This window comes from Timonella senegalensis JC301 (assembly GCF_000312125.1).
Classification (GTDB): domain Bacteria; phylum Actinomycetota; class Actinomycetes; order Actinomycetales; family Cellulomonadaceae; genus Timonella; species Timonella senegalensis.
Window position 1 is genome coordinate 213,884 of the sequence record NZ_HE978644.1, and the last position, 19,221, is coordinate 233,104.

Below are 19,221 nucleotides of genomic sequence, written 5' to 3' on the forward strand. Positions count from 1 at the left end.
ATGTACCACAGGGTCGGTCAATTGACCCGCCATCTGCGCGCCCCCGCCGCGCTGCTGTGCCCCCAGGAGGAAGAATGTCTGACATTTCCACGTGCGTAACCGAGGTCCGCGAGGCGTTCGCCAAGGGGCTCACTAAGCCGAGTAAGTGGCGCAAGAGCCAGCTCAAGGCGCTCGACAGGCTCCTGGTGGAGAACGAGCAGGCGATCACCGGTGCTCTGCGCGATGACCTGGGCAAGCACCCTTCGGAGGCCTACACCACTGAGATCTCGATCGTGCGTGGCGAGATCTCGAACACGCTCTCGCACCTCGGCCGGTGGCTAGCGCCCAAGCCTGTAAAGCCTTCTATCGCCGTGCTTCCCGCAAACGCGTACACAATCCTGGAACCGCTCGGCGTCGCTCTCATCATCGCGCCGTGGAACTATCCGGTTCAGCTCCTTCTGGGCCCGCTCGTGGGTGCGATTGCCGCGGGAAACTCCGTCATTCTTAAGCCGAGTGAGTTAGCTCCGCGCACCTCCACACTGATTGCCACGCTGGTTCCACGCTACCTAGACACCCGTGCAATCCGAGTGGTCGAGGGCGCTGTGGAGGAGACCACCGCGTTGCTGGAAGAGAAGTTCGACCACATCTTCTACACGGGCAACGGCCGAGTAGCGCGGATCGTGATGGCTGCGGCCGCCAAGAACCTGACGCCCGTCACGCTTGAGCTTGGCGGGAAGTCGCCCACCTACGTGGACGAAACCGCCGACCTTGACGCAGTTGCCAAGCGCCTGGCGTGGGGCAAGTTCGTGAACGCCGGCCAGACCTGCGTGGCTCCCGATTACGTGCTCGCGTCTGAGTCCATTGCACAGGAGCTCGCGAGCAAGGTCAGCGCAGCGATCACAGCGATGTACGGCACCAACGTCCAGTCCAACGATCAGTACGGCCGGATCGTCAACGAGAATCACTTTGACCGACTCGTGGGGCTCATGGATGAGTCCGCCGGCAACGGTGCGGTTGCGCACGGCGGCTCGAGCAGCCGTGGTGACCTCTTCATTGAGCCGACCGTTCTACTTGGTACTCAACGCACGGCGCCCGTGATGGGCCAGGAGATTTTTGGCCCGATCCTGCCGATCATTCCGGTCTATAGCGTGGACGACGCAATCGACTTCATCAACGCGGGGGACAAGCCACTCGCGCTCTACGTGTTCACCAACCGCAAGGATGTGCGCCAGCGCTTCCTGCGCGACACGTCGTCCGGGGCACTGGGCTTCGGGCTTCCTGTGGCGCACCTTGCCATCCCTGACCTTCCGTTCGGTGGGGTAGGCGAATCGGGCATGGGCGCATACCACGGTAAGCGGTCGATCGAGATCTTCTCCCACGAGAAGTCGGTGGTGTCCAAGCCGATGGTGCCCGACACAATGGCGCTGGTCTACCCTCCGTTCAGCCCAAAGAAGTTGGGGATTGTCCGCAGACTGCTCGGCTAAAGTTGCCGCCCATTTTTGGCGATAGTATTGGGCCGAAATGGCAGCAGAATTGGCAACACAGACTCCACCCCCATCCGTCGACTCAGCAAGCGATCCAGCACTTGTCCCTGCGCTCGATTCAACCGCCGTCTCGGCGCGCACCGCGACGGGTGCGAGCAGTGATCCTTCCAATCCGGGCGTCACCCGCCGGGGCGTTCTCATCGCCGCCGGGCTCGTGGCGTTTGGATCCCTGAGCATTCAGCTGTCCTCGTTTGCGGCGTCCAAGGTGTTTGAGGACCTCGGCACGCCCGCAGCGAGCGCCGGGCGAATGCTCATTGCGGCGGTCGTGCTGCTCGTGGTCTTCTGCCCGCGGCTGCGCGGTCTGACCCGCACGGACTGGATCGGCATCGCGGTGTACGGCGGGTCAATGGCACTTATGAACCTCTCGCTGTTTGCCGCTGTCGAACGCATGCCCCTGGGGATCGCTGTCACGATCGAGTTCCTGGGACCCTGCGCCGTTGCGCTTCTTGCATCTCGCAGAATGTGGGAGGGCCTCTGTGCGCTGCTCGCGCTGGGAGGCGTGGCCCTCATTGCGGGCCCGAGCGGGGACGCCAACCTTGCGGGTATCGCGTTCGCATCCATGGCCGCGCTGAGCTTTGCCGTGTACACCGTGTTCGCCGAGAAGGTGGGCAAGTCCGGCGGTGGCATGGGGAACCTCGCGCTCTCGGTCGCGTTTGCTGCGCTCCTACTACTGCCCTTCGGGATTGCGCGCGCCGGTGACGTCACGGCCACTCACCTGGGTTGGCTCGCGATCTCCGGCATCTGCGGTGCGGTGATCGGCTACGGCATGGACACCCTCGCCGCCCGCGTGACCTCCGGCCGCGTGATCGGAACGCTGTTCTCGATCGACCCGGTCATGGGCCTCGTGATCGGCTGGCTCGTGATGGGCCAAACCATCTCGTCGTACTCGCTCGCCGGAATCGTCGTGGTCGCAGCCGCTGGCGCGCTGCTCGTGTGGATCAGTGGCGGTCACGCGAAACCCGCTTCTAACTGATTTTCGACGATCGAGTTGAGTCCCGTCTGACGCCCACTTCCGGCATGCTGGCCCCGCGCAGCCGGTCCTGCTCCCAGCGCAGGGTGCGCTGGAACGGGTGCAAGATCGTCGAGAATCTGGGTAGGGTTGCCGCATGGCGCAGATGAGCTGGGACGCAATTGAGAAGGCAACAGGCACGTCGGGCGAGGCATGGTGCGCGCTGCTGGACGAACGTGGGGCAGCGCAGCTGAACCACACTGCGATCGCGGCGATCACCACCGAGGCGATCGCGGACATCGCGTCAGCCGGCTGGTGGGCGCAGGCGGTGGCAATTGCGTACGAGCAGGACCGCGGGCTGCGGGTTGTCGGACAGACCCACGACGGCGCGTTCGCGGCGAATGCGAGCAAGACAGTACCCGGAACGATGGACGAGGTCCTCGAACGGTGGTCCGCGTACATGGGTGAGCCCTCGGACCTCAATGGGGTGCCTCTGGATAGGGCGCCGTCCACGAGCGCAACTGAAAAGTGGCGCTACTGGCGGTGCACCCTGGTCAACGGCTCCAAGGTCAACGGCACAATCAACGCCAAGTCCCCCGAGAAGGTGACGATGGCGATCCAGCACGCAGACCTTTCGAGCCTTGAGGAGAGGGACGATTGGCGCGACTTTTGGAAGGCCACGCTCAAGGGATTCGCCTAGGCGGAACTCGGCGGACTAGATCCAGCTGGTCAACCACATGTGGATTTGCCAGAAGCGGTACGGCACCAGCATCGCGGTCCAGATCGGGTAGAAGAACACGGATACGGCCACGATGACGAGGCTGAGACCGGCCAGAACGCCCGTTACGGTTTGGCGCTTGGAGGCAACGACCGACCACTTCTCCCACGCAAGGAATCCCACGTAGGCAAGCGCCATGTACATGAACGGTGCAAAGGCGATCACGTAGAACGTGAAGATCGTGCGATCGGGGAAGAACAACCACGGCACCCAACCCGCGATGATGCCCATGACGATGCCGCCGGCGATCCAGTCAGCGTGACGGAACACCCGGTAGAACAGGTACACGAACGCCAGCGTGGCGAGCCACCAGATCAGTGGGTTACCGAGCGAGGTGACAGCGGACGCGCACTGCGATGATTCACAGCCACCTTCACCGCTTGCGAACTTGTCCCAGAAGAACGAGGTTGGACGGAGCTGGAATAGCCAGCCCCATGCGGGAGCCTCGTACGAGTGCTCGGAGGACAGGCCCGTGTGGAACGTCATCATGGACTGGTGATAGTGCAGGAATGACCGCAGGACCTCAAGCTTGTCGGTCAGGAACGTGGGGAGCCACTCCCAGTAAGCTCCGGGGTTCTTCTCGTGCCACAGCCGCCCATACGAGTTGGTGTTGAGGAACCACGAGGACCACGCCGCGAGGTAGCCCACGAGTGCGGTGGGAAGCATGATGAGGGCGGAGGGGACAGCCTCGCGCCAGAAGGTGCCCACGAGCCAACCCTGCACGCCCACGGCCTTGCGGGCGCCCGCGTCCCACAGCACTGCCATGACACAGAAAGCCGCCACAAAGTACAGGCCTGACCACTTGATGCCGCAGGACAGACCGAGCGCGAGTGCTGCCGCGAAACGCCACCAACTCCAGCCCAGTTTGGGGCCCCAATGAGACAGCGCGAGGCCGGAATCGAGGCGCGCCGCGACGATCCGTGCCAGCCGTTTCCGGCGCCAGAATCGGTCCTGCACCAGCAGCACAAAGGCAATGAGGACCCAGAACATCAGGAACGAGTCGAGCAGGCCCGTGCGGGCATGCACGATGGCGACACCATCGATGGCGAACAAGCCGCCCGCAGCAACGCCAGCGAGGGTCGAACCAGTCATCTTACGGATGACCCAGGCGGTCAGGAAGATCGCTATGACCGAGACCAGGGCGGTGGAGAAGCGCCAGAAGAAGGGGTTGTGCGGGTCGCCGATCCACATGCCGAACGCGATCATCCATTTGCCCAACGGCGGGTGGACTACGTAATCGGCCTTGGAGAGGTAGACGTCGAGATCACCAGCGTTCCACGCGTCGTTTGGTTCATCCGGCCAGTCGTTCTCGTAGCCATTGCGCAGGAGCGTGTAGGCGCCCTTGACGTAGTAGGTCTCGTCAAACACGAGCGTGTCAGGCGTCCCTAGGCGGATGAAGCGGAGGAAGCCTCCGACCACCGCAACGAGGAGCGGTCCCAGCCAGCCCCACATCCGCGACGATCGAGTGGCATCGAGAGCTAGCTGCCGCGCGGAAAACAGCGCGAGCATGAGGCGATCGTAGGTGGAGGGTTCGGGGGAGGACGGGTTGGGGACGTCCACTGCGAGGGTGGTGTCTAAGCCCTCCGCGTTGCCCTGATTGGGGTCGACTGTGACGGAGTTATCTGGATTTGTCGTTTCTCCCACGCCGACCATACTAGGTCACGTGGCATGGTTATACGTATGAACGGTCGCCTGATTCTCGCAGCTACACCCATCGGTAACACGGACGATGCCTCGATTCGGCTTCGTGACCTCTTGGAGCATGCGCCAGTGATCGCGGCCGAGGACACGCGCCGGCTATACGCGCTGGCCCAGCGTATGGGAATTTCCGTGGGCGGCAAGGTGATCTCCTTCCACGAGCACAACGAGGTAGACAAGTCGGACGACCTCCTCGACGTGGTCGAGGGTGGCGGCGACGTGGTTCTCGTGACCGACGCGGGAATGCCATCGGTATCCGACCCCGGGTACCGGGTGGTCACGCGAGCAATCGAGCGCGGGCTCACGGTTACCGCGGCGCCAGGTCCAAGCGCCGTCCTCACCGCGCTCGCTCTTTCAGGCCTGCCCACAGACCGCTTCACGTTTGAAGGCTTCCCACCACGCAAGCCCGGGGAACTGGCCCGCGCGCTCGCTGCGCTCAAACTCGAGCAGCGCACGATGGTGTTCTTTGAGTCCCCGCACCGAATCAGTGCAACACTCGACGCGATGGCAGCGGAGCTCGGCGCAGACCGGCGCGCTGCCGTGTGCCGCGAGCTCACCAAGACGTACGAGCAGGTCATCCGCGGAAACCTCGCCGAGCTAGCGCAGGTTGCGGCCGCGGAACAGCTCCGCGGCGAGATCGCGATCGTTATAGAGGGTGCTGTGGGCGGAGTTGAGGTTTCCCTAGAAACCCTCGTGGAGGAAGTCCTCGCCCGGGTGGCCCAGGGCGACCGACTCAAGTCGGCGGTAGCCGAGGTTGCTACGGCAGCCGGCTACTCCAAGCGGGAACTGTACGCGGCGGCGCTCGCGGCCAAGTAGGCTATGCGCCCGGCTACGCGCCGTTCAACTGCAAAAACACGAATCGCGGCCCCACATGGGAGCCGCGATTCGTCTAGGTTCAGAAGTTCAGAAGTTCAGAAGTTTTGCTCGGGGTGGATCAGGCGTTCGTGCTCTGCTCGAGTGAGACGCCCACGGCTGTCATCTCCTCGCGAGCCGTCACGCCCTGGTCCTCGGACACCGGGACGGTGAGGTCGCTGAACACGCGCACGTTCATGCCGAGCTCGTGTGCGTCCAGCGCGGTGGCCTTCACGCAGTGGGACTCGGCGATCCCAACGATGTCCACGTCGGTGATAGCGGAGTCGTCAAGGACCTCGGCGAGGAACTGGCCGTGCGAGGTGGTTCCTTCGAAGCCCGAGTAGGCGGCCGCGTACTGACCCTTTTTCACGCTCACGTCAGGGGCGAGGTCCGCAAGTGCAGGGTGCAGCTCGGCCTCGTCGGTTCCTGCGACCCCGTGGGGAGGCCACGTGTCCACAAAGTCCGGGGTCTCGGAGAAGTGGCTGCCGGGCGAGATATGCCAGTCCTGTGTGGTCGCGATGAGCGTGTACTCATTGCGGTGTACGCGCGCAAACTCCGCGATACGTTCTGCCACGGCGTTTCCGCCCTCAACGCCCAGCGCTCCACCCTCGCAGAAGGTGGGTTGGACATCAACTACGATCAAGGCCCGTCGGGCAGGTGAGTTCGACATGACTCAAATCTATCCATTATCAAGGAAACTTCCACCTGATATCACTCACGGACGAGTCGGCGGGAAGTGATGGACCATTCCCCGCGTCCGTTAGTGGGCGACTAAGGTTGGATTCGTGGCAGACACGCATTCAAACACTCTTCGCAGGACTACAAAGCGGCGCACGTGGCTTCATGTGGCGGCTCTCGCGTGCGTGTGCGGTCTGGTTCCCATTGCCACGTGGGGCACGCAGGGACCCGAGACGAGCGACTACTCGGCGTCCCCCGCGGGTGTCACCCTCACACGGATCGCCTCGGAGCCCGTGGGGCTGAAGGACCCGTGGGGAGCCACGCAGCTTCCCGATGGCTCGTGGCTGGTGACCTCGCGTTCCGCCGTTACGGTGACGCAGGTGGCGGCCTCGGGAAACACTGAACTCAGCGGTCCCGCACTCGATGATGTCCGCTCGTTCGTCTTCAACCCGCCACAGGTTGAGGCTCCCGCGACGTCGGGTGAGCAGGAAGAGAAGGACGCGGACAGCGAGCCCAGCCCTGACGAGGCCGGCCTGTACGGGATTGCAGTCTCGCCCCAGTACTCCGAGGACGGCTACATTTACGCCTTTGCCTCAAACGGTACGACGTCACGCATCTATCGCCTGCACTACTCGGGGAACCGCCTCTGGGAATCCACGGTCATCGTGGATAACCTCCCCGCAGGCGCGGGACGCAACGGCGGCGCGCTCGGGTTTGGCAGCGACGGATACCTCTACGCGAGCATCGGCGATGCCGGGAAACCACGACTCGCCGGCGACCTCGAGTCACTTGCTGGAAAGATCATCAGGCTTGGCGCAGATGGGTCCTACCCTGCGACCAACCCGCTCACATCGTCGTTAATGTGGAGTGCAGGGCACAGAAACGTGACCGGCTTTACCTGGTCCGCTGACGGCGTCATGCTCGCGGTAGAGCCGGGTGCGGACTATGCCGACGAACTGAACGTCATCCAAGCGGGCCACAACTACGGCTGGCCGGACATCGAGGGGACCGGAGGCGAAGCCGCCGGCTATACGGACCCGGCGATCTCGTGGCTGCGCACGGACTCGCACGCGGTTGACCCCTCCGGGGTCGCGGTGACGGGCGAGGGTATCTACGTGGCGTCCTACTCGGGCGAGCGCATGTGGCGCTACCAACTCACAACTGCGGGCCTCGGCCAAGTGCAGTCCCTTGAGATTGGTGCCAACGGCCGGCTGGGTGCGATCGCGGTTGCGTACAGCGGTGACGTGGCAGTGCTGACTGCCAACAGCGCGACGAGGTCAGTACACACTGCCAAGACCCCGTACGACCTGTTGCCACCAGAGACCCCCACAGGCGGGACCACACCGGACACGGACGCCGAGAAGGACGCGCAGGCGGCCACCAAGGCCCGTACCGCAATGCTCAAAGCGCCCGATCGGATAGTCACCTACAAGATCACGCCCTGAAACTGAATAACGTGGACGAACCATCCGTTTGAGCGAATAAGATGGATCCCATGGCCGACGCAAAGAACTCCTTCTACCTGACCACGCCGATCTACTACGTCAATGACGCACCCCACATCGGGCACGCGTACACGACTGTGGCGGCGGACATGCTCACCCGCTGGCACCGCCAGCGCCAGGAAGACGTCTGGTTCCTCACCGGAACTGACGAGCACGGGCAGAAGGTCATGCGCACGGCCGAGTCCAACGGCGTCACCCCGCAGCAGTGGGCAGACAAGCTCGTGGATGAGGCCTGGGTACCGGTGCTCAACACACTGAACGCCAAGAACGACGACTTCATCCGTACCACCCAGCCACGCCACGAGTCCGCCGTGCAGGAGTTCATCTCCAAGCTCCACGACCAGGGCGATATCTATGCTGGCTCCTACGAGGGCCCCTACTGCGTGGGCTGCGAGGAGTACAAGCAGGCTGGCGAGTTGCTTGACGGCACCGGTGAGCACGAGGGCCAGAAGGTTTGCCCCATCCACGGCTACCCGGTAGAGATGCTCTCCGAGCAGAACTACTTCTTTGCCATGAGCAAGTACCAGGACAGGCTTCTGGCGTTCTACGAGGAACACCCTGAGTTCATCCAGCCGGCCTCCGCACGCAACGAGGTCCTCGGGTTTGTGAAGCAGGGTCTCCAAGACCTGTCGATCTCGCGTAACACGTTCGACTGGGGCATCCCACTTCCCTGGGACTCCGAGCACGTGCTGTACGTATGGTTCGACGCCCTGCTCAACTACATGACCGCGCTGCAGAAGAATGTGGATGGCGAGGACACTCCAGAACTCTTTGAGAAGTACTGGCCAGCGAGCGTGCACCTCGTGGGCAAGGACATCCTGCGCTTCCACGCGGTGATCTGGCCGGCAATGCTGATGGCCGCAGATTTGCCACTACCCAAGACCATCTTTGCGCACGGCTGGCTGCTCGTGGGCGGGGAGAAGATGAGCAAGACCAAGCTCACCGGAATCGCTCCAAGCCAGATCATTGACGTGTTCGGCTCGGACGCCTTCCGCTACTACTTCATGCGCGCCATCCAGTTTGGCCAGGACGGCTCGTTCTCCTGGGAGGACATGGCCGCCCAGTACAACGCTGCGCTCGCGAACGGTTGGGGTAACCTCGCCTCCCGCCTCGCAGCAATGGTGGGCAAATACTTTGGCGGAGCACTTCCACAGGCCGGAGAGTTTACTGATGCGGATCAGCACATCGCTGACGTCGCGGCCAAGGCTGTGGCTGACGCCGAGGCTGCAATCGATGCGATCTCGCCAAACCACGCGATCGACGCGGTGTGGACCCTCGTGGATGCTCTCAACCTATACATCACCGAGCAGGAGCCGTGGAAGGTAGCCAAGGATGAGTCCCTGGCTGGTCAGGGCGGACGCCTAGCAACCATTCTGGTGACGGCAGCAGAGGGCCTTCGCGCACTCGCCGTCCTACTCAACCCGGTTATGCCGATCGCTGCAGGCAAACTATGGGACTCGCTGGGAGCAGAGGACTACCTGGGTGCGCTTGACGCCCAGCCAGTAGCCACCGCAGGCGAGTTCGGGCAGCTGAAGCCGGGCACCACGGTGACCAAGGGCGAGGCTCTCTTCCCGCGCCTCGAGGACACCAGCAACTGACCGCTTCCGGTTGATGCAGTAGGCAGGACATGACATAGAGCGCGAGGCGCGAGGCACCCCGTAACGGGATAGGCCTTGCGCCTCGCCCCGTATGTCCGCAAGCCGACTCCCGGCGCACTGCCGCGATCACGCTCTTTCGCACTCTCACCCAACAGGAGATGGACTTCCATGGCTCGCAAGCCACGTGACTACTCATGGCCGCCAGCGCCCGGCGCTCTGCCGGGTACGATCACCGACAACCACACGCACCTAGAATCGCTCGGGGACGTGCTGCGCGACGGGGTTGAATTGCCCTCGATCACCCAGGTGATAGAGCAGGCCGCGAGCGTGGGAGTGACACGCATGATCCAGGTGGGCTGCGACCTCGATTCCGCGCGGGCAACCGTAAAGATGATTGGGGAGCACCCGGCACTTGCCGGCGCAATTGCGATCCACCCTAACGAGGCGCCGCTCCACGCCCGGACCGCGGACGTGGGTCCGGACGAGCTCGAGCCACGGTACGAGGCGCGCCACGACGTACCACTCGATGAAGCGCTCACGGAGATCGAGGCGCTGGCCCGCGCGCACTCAAAGGTCCGTGCAATCGGGGAGACTGGGCTCGACCTATTCCGCAGTGGGCCAAGAGGGTTCGCAACCCAGAAGGAGTCGTTCCGCGCGCACATTGCCCTGGCCAAGGAACTGGGACTCGCCCTGCAGATCCACGACCGCGAGGCGCACCAGGAAGTCATGGATATCCTCCTTGCGGACGGCGCGCCCGAAAAAACAGTGTTCCACTGCTTCTCCGGTGACAAGGAGATGGCGCTCAAGGCTGCCGAACAGGGCTGGTACCTGTCCTTTGCCGGACCACTCACGTTTGGCAGCAACTCCGACCTGCGTGAGGCGCTCGCGGTGACCCCGGCAAGCCACTACATGGTCGAAACAGATGCGCCCTACCTCACCCCGCACCCATACCGCGGACGCCCCAATGCGCCCTATCTCATCCCAGTCACGGTCGCCGGAATTGCGCAGGTGAGGGGCATAAGCCTCGAGCAGGTGTGCGCCGAAGTGAGCGCAACAACCCGTACGGTTTACGGTGACTGGTGACCAATTTCTTCATCCGATGGTTTGGACTGCCTAACGGTAGTGACCGGGCCGATAAAGTTCGCTAACGTAGGGGAGTGGGCGCTAGTTGCGACCCGTTATCTGTGTGCTGTGGCTGACTTGGCTAGGCCAAAAACCAGCCGACGATTCGCCCGCCACACACGCATTCTTTGGAGCTAACCTGTGACGTCTTCACGCCCATCACGCGCGACCACGTGGAGCGCGCGTGCGGTGGTGCTTGCTTGCATCGCGGGAGCGTCGTTCTCTTACGTCAATCTCGACAAGTCCCTGACCATGGACGTCGACGGAGTCATCCAGGACGTCTCCATCATGGGCCGCACCGTGGGCGACGCGCTCGGCTCTGCCGACGTTGTGCTCGCCTCCGGCGACCAGGTGTATCCTGCTGCCCACACCCGCGTGGTCGATGGTGATCTCATCGTGGTGCGCACGGCCAAGCAGATCGAACTGGAGATTGACGGCAAGCGTGAGGTGATCACGTCCACAGCCGCGACCGTGGGGGAGATTCTCGACGAGCTCGGTTCCCGAGCGACGGGGGCTGAGATCTCTGCATCGCGGGGCGATTTCATTGGCCGATCGGTGCTGCGCATCTCCACGCAAAAGGAAGTCACCGTCAAAATTGACGGCCAGGAAATGAAGAGCGTGACCGCGTTTGAAACGGTGCGGGACATTCTTCTCGACATGGGGGTCGTCCTGGGTGAGGGTGACGTTGTCTCGCCTTCCCTCGACACCGCCTTGGCAGACGGCATTGAGGTCACAGTCAGCCGCTCGGGCTCATCTGCCGAGACTGTCACGGAAACTCTGCCGTTCAAGACCATCGAGCGAGAAGACCCAGGCGTGGTCAAGGGGCAGAAAGTCGTGCTCCAAAAGGGTCACGTGGGACGAGCCGTGACCACATATGACCTCTCCACCCTTGACGGTGAGGAATCGCAGCGCGTGGTTGTCGCGCGGAGCGTGCTCACCGAGCCGCAGGACGAGATCATCGCAATCGGCACGATGAACGTGGCCAACCCGGCCACTTCCGTGCTGTCGCCAGCTGAGGCTAAGGCTCTGGCCAAGACTATGGTCGCGGCCAAGGGCTGGGACGAGTCCCAGTACTCCTGCCTGGAGAAGCTGTGGACTAAGGAGAGTAACTGGAGGGTCACGGCGCAGAACGGATCCTCGGGCGCTTACGGCATTCCACAGTCCCTGCCGGGCTCCAAGATGGCTTCCGCTGGGGCTGACTGGAGGACGAATGCTCAGACCCAGATCACGTGGGGTCTGGGGTACATTCAGGGGCGCTACGGTACGCCGTGTGGGGCTTGGTCGCACTCCCAGGCAAAGAACTGGTACTGAGCAGAGCGGGCCGTATTGGGTGCTATGCGCTTTTTTACCGCGTAATTCACCCGAATCAGGTTGCGCAGTGAGCGAACAAACAATCGGCTAGAAATCGCCGGTGAGCCGTTCAATTTTGCCAACCCTTGACCGTGCGTTGGGTTTTTTGCCCTAGCGCACATGGGAATTCTTACGTTACCGTCGAGAACTGAACCGCCGGATCGAAGCAAGCGCATCTGGAAGTTGGCCACTACGCAATGGGGAGCACACCCCGACGCGTGAAACCTCAGTTTTAGGCACCTGCCCTGCGACCACGCAAGGTGGGTTTGAACTGAGTGTGAGTGACGTGCATCGAGCACCCCGCCCACGTGTCCCGCCAGATCGGTGAAACTCCGAATACTGCATTGCTTTGTGCCCGGACAGCACCACGTCTGGAATCACGTGAAGAAGCCCCTCGTTCTTGCCGTCACTGGTCTCGCAGCATCTGCGGCGATCGGCGCCGGAGTTTACAGCTCCGCCCACAAGACCATCGCACTCGACATTGACGGTCAAACCACCCAAGTCACAACCTTTTCCGGCTCGGTAGCCGGACTCCTCGAAGAGCAGGGCATCGTCCTTGCAGACGGAGACCTTGTGGCACCTAGCACCAGCTCCTCGCTCTCTGAAGGCGGAGAGATCGTGGTGCGCTACCAGCGCGAGGTAACCCTCGACCGCAACGGTGAGCAGGAAGTCTTGAAGACCACCGCCGTTGACGCTGAAGAACTCCTAGATACTTTTGCTGCCCGCGGCGACGACAATGTGAGGCTCGTGGCCTCCCGTTCGCTCGGACAGGAGCGCGTGGACATCGGCCTGCGCCTCAACCACGACGGCCCTGTAGCGATCCTCGTTGACGGTAAGAACACCGTCATCGACGGCCAGCACGGCGAGGTCGAAGACATTCTTAAGGCACAGGGCATCACCCTGGGCGACGAGGACCTAGTCTCCATCCAGAACCTGGCAACCGGCGCGACGAGCGTCAACGCCGAGGACGAGAAGTCAACTGACAAGAGCGCGACCACTGGCGACTCCGTTGAGGTTGCACTCGACGGCGCAGCAGCCGACGACACCATGGTCACCCTGGTTGTCCAGCGCGTAGAGACCGTAACCAAGACCAAGAAGTCTGACATCGACTTCAAGATGGTCACCAAGAAGGACGCCAACCGATACAAGGACCAGGCTTCCTACGTTGCAACCGAAGGCAAGAAGGGTGAGCGCACCCGCACTTACGAGGTCGTGACGATCGACGGCAAGGTTGAGTCCAAGAAGAAGACCAGCGACGAGGTCACCAAGAAGGCCGTGGACAAGGTCGTTGTCGTGGGAACCAAGGAGCGGCCAGTCGTTGTGGCCCCGCCGAAGGTGGCAAGCTCCTCTTCAAGTTCCTCTGGCTCCTCAACGTCCAAGCCATCGACCGGCGGCTCCGCTAACGTCTCCGGCGTCTGGGCCAAACTTGCTCAGTGCGAGTCGGGCGGAAACCCACGCACCAACACGGGTAACGGCTACTACGGCCTGTACCAGTTCTCGCTGCCAACCTGGCGCGCGATGGGTGGAAGTGGACTTCCATCCGATGCCTCCGCAGGCGAGCAGACTCGCCTCGCACAGAAGCTGCAGGCTCGCTCCGGCTGGGGCCAGTGGCCAGCATGTGCACGCAAGTTGGGTCTTCTCTGATCTACAGCGCGACACCTTTGACGCAGCCGGGCCACAGCGGGAAATGAGTTTCCCGCGGGGCATGAGTTGATCGTCGAAAATCAGTGTGACGTGAGGGTCCGCAACCGAAGGGTTGCGGACCCTCACTGCGTGCGCGGCGAGACAAACGGAAAAATCACAGCCCGATTGGCGGGCAAGCGGCCACCGCCGCGCCGAAACTTGGTTAGGCTTTTTGACATGACAGACACGCAGGGTGCTTTGCTGGGGCCCGCCCAGATTCGCGAACTCGCCGAGCGCTTTGGCGTGACCCCCACCAAGTCCAAGGGACAGAACTTCCTGCACGACGCGGGGACGGTGCGCAAAATCGTGCGCAACTCTGGCGTGAAGCCAGGGCAGCGCGTGGTCGAGGTGGGTCCGGGGCTGGGCTCGTTGACGCTTGGACTGCTTGAGGCCGGCTGCTCTGTCATCGCGGTGGAACTGGATGATCCGCTGGCGGATCAGCTTGCAGCCACCGCCGACGCGCGGATCCCGGGGTCCGCCGCGCGGCTCGACGTGGTGCACGGCAACGCGCTCGAGGTCACCGAACTGCCGGGCGAGGCGCCCACGGCGTTCGTGGCGAACCTCCCCTACAACGTTTCAGTGCCGATCCTGCTCACCTTCCTGGAGCGTTTCCCCTCATTAGAGACGATCATGGTCATGGTCCAGCTCGAAGTTGCGGACAGGATTGTGGCTGGGCCGGGCAACAAGGTGTATGGCGTCCCGTCCGTAAAGGCGGCCTGGTACGGCTCTGCAACCAGAAGCATGAAGGTGGGCAAGAACGTGTTCTGGCCTGCCCCCAACGTTGATTCCGCGGTGGTGTACATGGAGCGCCGCCCGGCACCCGAAACCACGGCCACGCGCGAGCAGGTGTTCGCAGTGGTGGATGCCGCCTTTGCGCAGCGCCGCAAGACGCTACGCCAGGCGCTCTCCGGGATTGCCGGTTCGTCTGCGGCGGCGCAGGTCGCCCTCGAGGCCGCAGGTCTCAGTTCCTCGGCGCGCGGCGAGACCCTCACGGTGGAGGACTTTGCGCGCGTGTCCGAGCAGATCTTTGCAACCGGGGACCGCTCGTGATCCCTGAGCTTGAGCCCGGCCTGCCAACGGGTAGCCCGCTCGACATGTCACGCCATTCACCGGCAACTGTCACGGCCCGTGCGCCAGGAAAGGTCAACCTGTCCCTGCGCGTGGGTGGGCTGGACGAGTCCGGGTACCACCCGCTCATTAACGTGTTCCAGGCCGTTGGTGCATGGGAAGAGATCGTGGCCAGCGCCCGGCTGGATGACCAACTTGTGCTGACCGTGCAGGGCCCAGGTGCCCGCTTTGTTCCCTTGGGGGAGACCAACCTCGTGGCCAAGGCAGCGAGGGCGCTCCAAGCCCACACTGGAACCAACTCTGGTGCCAACCTGCACATCAAGAAGGGCGTGCCCGTGGCGGGCGGGATGGCTGGAGGATCGGCAGACGCCGCAGCTACGCTCGTGGCCCTCAACTCGCTGTGGAACCTGAACCTGTCCAAGGAACGCCTCCTGGAGATCGGTGCGGAACTCGGGGCGGATGTGCCGTTTTCCCTGTTTGGCGGGACCGCCGTGGGGTTTGGCCGAGGGGATGTCCTGACGGCTCTGCCCGATGCAGGCGCCGAACACGGCGGATACCACTGGGCCTTCGCACTACGCGCCAAGGGGCTCTCCACCCCGTCCGTGTTCCGCAGGTTTGACGACCTAGTTCCGGCGGGCGCACCACTCGACGAGTCCGAGAACGAGGGGCTGTACGCGGCCCTGCGTGCTGGTGACGCCGAGGAACTGGGACGCCACCTGTACAACGACCTGCAAGCCCCCGCGCTCGACATGGCCCCGGACCTACGGCTTACCATCGCGCATGCACTCGATGCCGGCGCCCTCGGGGTGCTCGTGTCTGGCTCCGGCCCGACCATCGCGGCGCTTGTGCGCACTGCCGAGGACGCCCGAGCCCTGCGCCAGTCTTGGCTCGACGCAGGCGTCTGTATCGACGCGCTCGTAGCTGACGGGCCCGTCCAGGGTGCGTATATCGCGTGAAAACTGGTGGGCAGCCAGCACAGTGAGACTGCCCTCCAATTCGGGGCAGCGCGGCCAATCATGAAACAATGGGCCGCGATGGCACACCTACTTGGCGCTGAGGCGCTGCACCTCGAGTTCCCCACCAAGGTCGTTTTTGATTCCGTGACAATCGGTATCAACGAGGGCGACCGCATTGGTATCGTCGGCCGCAACGGCGACGGCAAGTCCTCCCTTTTGAAGATGCTTGCCGGCACGCTCGAGCCCGACTCGGGTCGCGTCACCAGACGCGCGGACGTGCGCCTCGGCGTGCTCTCCCAGACTGACGACCTGGACCCCGAACTCAACGTGCGCGAGGCGATCGTAGGCGACCTGCCCGAGTACATGTGGGCGTCCGACCCCAAGGTGCGCGACGTCCTTGCGGGCCTCACGCAGGACCTGGACTGGGACAAGAAGATCGGCGACCTGTCCGGTGGGCAGCGCCGCCGCGCTTCCCTGGCCAAACTTTTGATCGGCGACTGGGAAGTCATCGCACTCGACGAGCCCACCAACCACCTCGACATCGAGGCCATCACCTGGCTCGCTGGCCACCTGAAGAAGCGCTGGCCTGCCAACCAGGGCGGCCTGTTCGTGGTCACCCACGACCGTTGGTTCCTCGACGAAATCTGTACCGCGACGTGGGAGGTCCACGACCGCATCATCGAGCCTTTTGAGGGCGGATACGCGGCGTACATCCTGCAGCGTGTGGAGCGCGACCGCATGGCTGCCGCGTCCGAGGCCAAGCGCCAGAACCTCATGCGCAAGGAGCTCGCGTGGCTGCGCCGCGGAGCCCCCGCTCGCACGTCCAAGCCGAAGTTCCGCATCGAGGCCGCGAACTCCCTGATCGCAAACGAACCGCCGCCGCGCGACGTGGTCGAGCTCAAGCAGATGGCCACGTCCCGCCTGGGCAAGGACGTTGTGGACATCCTCGACGCCTCCGTCTCCTACGACGAGCACCAAGTGTTCCGCGACGTCACGTGGCGGATTGCCCCGGGCGAGCGCACGGGTGTGCTCGGCATCAACGGCGCCGGCAAGTCCACGCTGCTCAAGCTCGTGACAGGTGAACTCAAACCCACCGAGGGCCGCGTCAAGCGTGGCAAGACCGTGGTGGTCGCGACACTGTCGCAGGAGCTCGCAGAACTCGCCGAACACGGTAACGACCGCGTCTCCGACGTGATCGGCCGCAAGCGCACCACATACGTGTCGGGCGACAAGGAGATGACGCCCGGCCAGATGCTCGAGCGCCTCGGCTTCACGAGCGTCCAACTGGCCACGCCCGTCAAGGACCTCTCCGGAGGCCAGCGCCGCCGCCTGCAACTCCTGCTCATCCTGCTGGACGAGCCCAACGTGCTTATCCTTGACGAGCCCACGAACGACCTCGACACGGACATGCTCGCGGCCATGGAGGACCTGCTGGACACGTGGCCCGGCACGCTCATCGTGGTTTCCCACGACCGCTACTTCCTTGAGCGCGTCACTGATCAGCAGTACGCGGTGATCAACGGCGCTTTCCGTCACCTGCCCGGCGGCGTGGACGAATACCTCAAACTCTCGGCTGCGTCCCAGGCCGAAACCCGGGCCGCTAACGCGTCCGCACAGATTAACGACGATAGGGCTGGGTCCCAGCCACAATCGTCGGTAAGTGAATCGCAGTATTCAAGCGCGGAAATCCGCGCGGCCAAGAAGGACCTGAACCGGATCGAGCGCCAGCTGGACAAGATCGGTCAGCAGGAAACCAAGCTGCACGCGGAGATGGCCGCGAACGCCACGGACTACGAGCGCACAGCAAAGCTAGACGCGAAACTGCGCGAGCTCGCCGAGGAACGCGACGTGCTCGAGATGGAGTGGCTGGAGGCCAGCGAAATCGCGGGCTAGTTCTTCGGGTGGGCCGTGGGCGTGCTTTGGGTGGCAGGTCACCGGCCTAGCCACTCCGCCAGAAGGAACCTAGGAGTTCCCTTCCTCCGTGGAGGTGGGGAACTCCGGAACAGTCGCGAGCAGGCTCTTGGAGCCGTCCAGCAGGATCGCAGCGCCGACTTCAGTCATGTGTGAGGGGACAATGATCCGGCCATGCCCGCCTGGTGCGTAGGCCTGGGCGATATCTCCCGTCAGAACGTTGTGTACCCGGACGGTGTCTCCTTCGCGCAGATACAGAAGCACACCACCGCTTGCGGAAATAGATGTGTTGTCGCTGACGGAGACCGACCGCTGCAGCGTGTTCTCAGAGTCAAACGAGTGCAGTCCGGCGTCGTCGAGAACAGTCAGATACCCGGTTGCGGCGTCCACTGCTGCATCCTGCACAGAGTCGCTGATCACGGTGCCGTCGTCGAGATCAACCAGTGCGCGGGTGGCATCCGAAGTCCCCAGGAACACGAATCCGTCAACAGGGGAGGACTCAAAATCGGGGCTGAGGGACTCCATCTCCCAGCCATTCTTGGCTAGCGGGATGCTCCACAGCTCGCTACCGTCCGAGGCATCGCTAGCGGTCAAAGAGTCCTTGTCAGCCAAGAGGACAGTTCCGCCATACTCTCCGATGACTCGAACGCCGCCATTCGCAGCCTCTGAAGCTGCGACCACCCCGGTTGTGGGGTTAAGGACCACCCGGGGACCAGACTCACCCATGAAATCCGCTGGTGGCGGACCATAGACCAGACCAGGCCCTATGTGGCGACCAGGCACAGCAATTGGGCCCCACACCAACTCCCCAGTGTTGAGGTCGTACGCGGAGGCGGTGGTGGCAACGAGGTCATCTACGGATGATTCCACATCGCTCAATACCGCGAGGGAACGTCCGGTAGCGTCAACAGTTAGGGCAAACCCCGTGCAAGTTGCGGGGCGCTGAACTGCCCAAAGCACAGCACCGTATACATCCACGGCGGTGAACTCGAGCAGACCTTCGCGCTCAGCGGCCGCGAGATAAACGCCATCCCTGTACTGCGGAGTGGTTTGCCACCCGGGGTCCACTATCTCCAACTCATCGAACTGGGTGGGCAACCACAAGTCCGACGTGTCGACGGGGGATAGGGGAGTCTCGACGACCTGTGGCGTGCGTTCGGGCTCGGGCTCCGAAGGTCCACACGCCGCCGTCACGAGCGACGTGGCCGCAAGGACCGCTAGAGCGACGTACTTGTTCAGTTTCATCGTTGTGGCTCCGTGGGTTCGGTGTCCTGCAGTGCCTCCCCGCGGGCGCGCTGTCGCCTCGCCCAGGCAAACAGCACGAGTGCGGTCAGGACGAGGACGGCAAGGATATCGAGGAGCGGGTTTGCCAGTAGTGAAGCGCGTTCCTGCAGCCAGGCTTGCGCTTCGATGGGCACGAGCGCGGGAGCACCAACTAGTCCGTTCGTTGTCCAGAACAGCACACCGACGCCCATGATGAGGAGTCCTGTGATGACTGATGTGGAGTGCAGTTCGCGGCCAAGCACCGTGAAGGCCCGTCCGCGCAGGAC

At 63.3% G+C, this 19,221-nt stretch carries 15 protein-coding genes and 1 pseudogene; 12 read left to right on the top strand and 4 right to left on the bottom strand.

Translation table 11 applies throughout. From position 1 onward, the window contains the following. Positions 1 to 74 precede the first annotated feature (74 nt). The 3 genes from HGSM_RS11685 to HGSM_RS11695 all read left to right on the top strand — a co-directional run bounded on the left by HGSM_RS11685 (position 75) and on the right by HGSM_RS11695 (position 3,172). Positions 75 to 1,463, top strand: a complete 1,389-nt coding sequence (locus tag HGSM_RS11685) for an aldehyde dehydrogenase family protein (protein WP_019148953.1) — start codon at positions 75 to 77, stop codon at positions 1,461 to 1,463. Positions 1,464 to 1,500: 37 nt separating this feature from the next. Further along, positions 1,501 to 2,496 (top strand): EamA family transporter, encoded by a 996-nt coding sequence (locus HGSM_RS11690; protein ID WP_019148954.1) that lies wholly within the window; start codon positions 1,501 to 1,503, stop codon positions 2,494 to 2,496. Between the two features lie 133 nt (positions 2,497 to 2,629). Then, on the top strand, positions 2,630 to 3,172 hold the full coding sequence (locus tag HGSM_RS11695) for a hypothetical protein (protein ID WP_019148955.1): 543 nt from the start codon (positions 2,630 to 2,632) through the stop codon (positions 3,170 to 3,172). Positions 3,173 to 3,187: 15 nt separating this feature from the next. On the opposite strand, the gene HGSM_RS11700 is transcribed toward HGSM_RS11695, so the two are convergent. Beyond that, positions 3,188 to 4,894, bottom strand: coding sequence for a dolichyl-phosphate-mannose--protein mannosyltransferase (locus HGSM_RS11700; protein WP_230197544.1), 1,707 nt, complete (start codon positions 4,892 to 4,894; stop codon positions 3,188 to 3,190). A gap of 36 nt (positions 4,895 to 4,930) precedes the next feature. Between HGSM_RS11700 and rsmI the strand changes: the two genes are divergently transcribed. Beyond that, positions 4,931 to 5,764, top strand: a complete 834-nt coding sequence (gene rsmI / locus HGSM_RS11705) for a 16S rRNA (cytidine(1402)-2'-O)-methyltransferase (RefSeq protein WP_019148957.1) — start codon at positions 4,931 to 4,933, stop codon at positions 5,762 to 5,764. 118 nt (positions 5,765 to 5,882) lie between these two features. Here rsmI and HGSM_RS11710 read toward each other — a convergent pair whose 3' ends face one another. After that, a complete protein-coding gene (locus HGSM_RS11710; RefSeq protein ID WP_019148958.1) occupies positions 5,883 to 6,470 on the bottom strand; it encodes an isochorismatase family protein in 588 nt (195 codons plus the stop codon). 115 nt (positions 6,471 to 6,585) lie between these two features. Between HGSM_RS11710 and HGSM_RS11715 the strand changes: the two genes are divergently transcribed. The 8 genes from HGSM_RS11715 (at position 6,586) to HGSM_RS11750 (ending at position 17,653) form a co-directional block, all read left to right on the top strand. Then, positions 6,586 to 7,923 carry a PQQ-dependent sugar dehydrogenase gene (locus HGSM_RS11715; protein WP_081581457.1) on the top strand — a complete coding sequence of 446 codons (1,338 nt, stop codon included), beginning with the start codon at positions 6,586 to 6,588 and terminating at the stop codon, positions 7,921 to 7,923. Between the two features lie 50 nt (positions 7,924 to 7,973). Continuing rightward, entirely contained in the window at positions 7,974 to 9,581 is a 1,608-nt protein-coding gene (gene metG, locus HGSM_RS11720; protein ID WP_019148960.1) for a methionine--tRNA ligase, read from the top strand. Between the two features lie 168 nt (positions 9,582 to 9,749). Then, positions 9,750 to 10,664 (top strand): TatD family hydrolase, encoded by a 915-nt coding sequence (locus HGSM_RS11725; protein WP_019148961.1) that lies wholly within the window; start codon positions 9,750 to 9,752, stop codon positions 10,662 to 10,664. A gap of 180 nt (positions 10,665 to 10,844) precedes the next feature. Beyond that, entirely contained in the window at positions 10,845 to 12,014 is a 1,170-nt protein-coding gene (locus HGSM_RS11730) for an aggregation-promoting factor C-terminal-like domain-containing protein (RefSeq protein WP_019148962.1), read from the top strand. A 420-nt stretch (positions 12,015 to 12,434) separates the two neighbouring features. Next, positions 12,435 to 13,697 (top strand): resuscitation-promoting factor, encoded by a 1,263-nt coding sequence (locus HGSM_RS11735; protein ID WP_019148963.1) that lies wholly within the window; start codon positions 12,435 to 12,437, stop codon positions 13,695 to 13,697. 216 nt (positions 13,698 to 13,913) lie between these two features. After that, positions 13,914 to 14,786, top strand: coding sequence for a 16S rRNA (adenine(1518)-N(6)/adenine(1519)-N(6))-dimethyltransferase RsmA (gene rsmA, locus HGSM_RS11740; protein WP_019148964.1), 873 nt, complete (start codon positions 13,914 to 13,916; stop codon positions 14,784 to 14,786). A 44-nt stretch (positions 14,787 to 14,830) separates the two neighbouring features. Beyond that, positions 14,831 to 15,760 (top strand): 4-(cytidine 5'-diphospho)-2-C-methyl-D-erythritol kinase, encoded by a 930-nt coding sequence (locus HGSM_RS11745; RefSeq protein ID WP_040595223.1) that lies wholly within the window; start codon positions 14,831 to 14,833, stop codon positions 15,758 to 15,760. A gap of 78 nt (positions 15,761 to 15,838) precedes the next feature. Then, on the top strand, positions 15,839 to 17,653 hold the full coding sequence (locus HGSM_RS11750; protein ID WP_019148966.1) for an ABC-F family ATP-binding cassette domain-containing protein: 1,815 nt from the start codon (positions 15,839 to 15,841) through the stop codon (positions 17,651 to 17,653). 69 nt (positions 17,654 to 17,722) lie between these two features. On the opposite strand, the gene HGSM_RS13880 is transcribed toward HGSM_RS11750, so the two are convergent. Beyond that, positions 17,723 to 18,916 (bottom strand): outer membrane protein assembly factor BamB family protein, encoded by a 1,194-nt coding sequence (locus tag HGSM_RS13880; protein ID WP_019148967.1) that lies wholly within the window; start codon positions 18,914 to 18,916, stop codon positions 17,723 to 17,725. After that, positions 18,913 to 19,221: pseudogene (locus HGSM_RS11760) on the bottom strand (cytochrome c biogenesis CcdA family protein); the annotation flags it as partial. The gene HGSM_RS13880 and the pseudogene HGSM_RS11760, both read right to left, overlap by 4 nt.

What these genes read in the sequence shown, in the direction of transcription:
- HGSM_RS11685 (WP_019148953.1), top strand. Translation starts at nt 75, where the DNA reads ATGTCTGACATTTCCACGTGCGTAACCGAGGTCCGCGAGGCGTTCGCC.
- HGSM_RS11690 (WP_019148954.1), top strand. Translation starts at nt 1,501, where the DNA reads ATGGCAGCAGAATTGGCAACACAGACTCCACCCCCATCCGTCGACTCA.
- HGSM_RS11695 (WP_019148955.1), top strand. Translation starts at nt 2,630, where the DNA reads ATGGCGCAGATGAGCTGGGACGCAATTGAGAAGGCAACAGGCACGTCG.
- rsmI (WP_019148957.1), top strand. Translation starts at nt 4,931, where the DNA reads ATGAACGGTCGCCTGATTCTCGCAGCTACACCCATCGGTAACACGGAC.
- HGSM_RS11710 (WP_019148958.1), bottom strand. Translation starts at nt 6,470, where the DNA reads ATGTCGAACTCACCTGCCCGACGGGCCTTGATCGTAGTTGATGTCCAA.
- metG (WP_019148960.1), top strand. Translation starts at nt 7,974, where the DNA reads ATGGCCGACGCAAAGAACTCCTTCTACCTGACCACGCCGATCTACTAC.
- HGSM_RS11725 (WP_019148961.1), top strand. Translation starts at nt 9,750, where the DNA reads ATGGCTCGCAAGCCACGTGACTACTCATGGCCGCCAGCGCCCGGCGCT.
- rsmA (WP_019148964.1), top strand. Translation starts at nt 13,914, where the DNA reads ATGACAGACACGCAGGGTGCTTTGCTGGGGCCCGCCCAGATTCGCGAA.
- HGSM_RS11745 (WP_040595223.1), top strand. Translation starts at nt 14,831, where the DNA reads ATGTCACGCCATTCACCGGCAACTGTCACGGCCCGTGCGCCAGGAAAG.
- HGSM_RS11750 (WP_019148966.1), top strand. Translation starts at nt 15,839, where the DNA reads ATGGCACACCTACTTGGCGCTGAGGCGCTGCACCTCGAGTTCCCCACC.
- HGSM_RS13880 (WP_019148967.1), bottom strand. Translation starts at nt 18,916, where the DNA reads ATGAAACTGAACAAGTACGTCGCTCTAGCGGTCCTTGCGGCCACGTCG.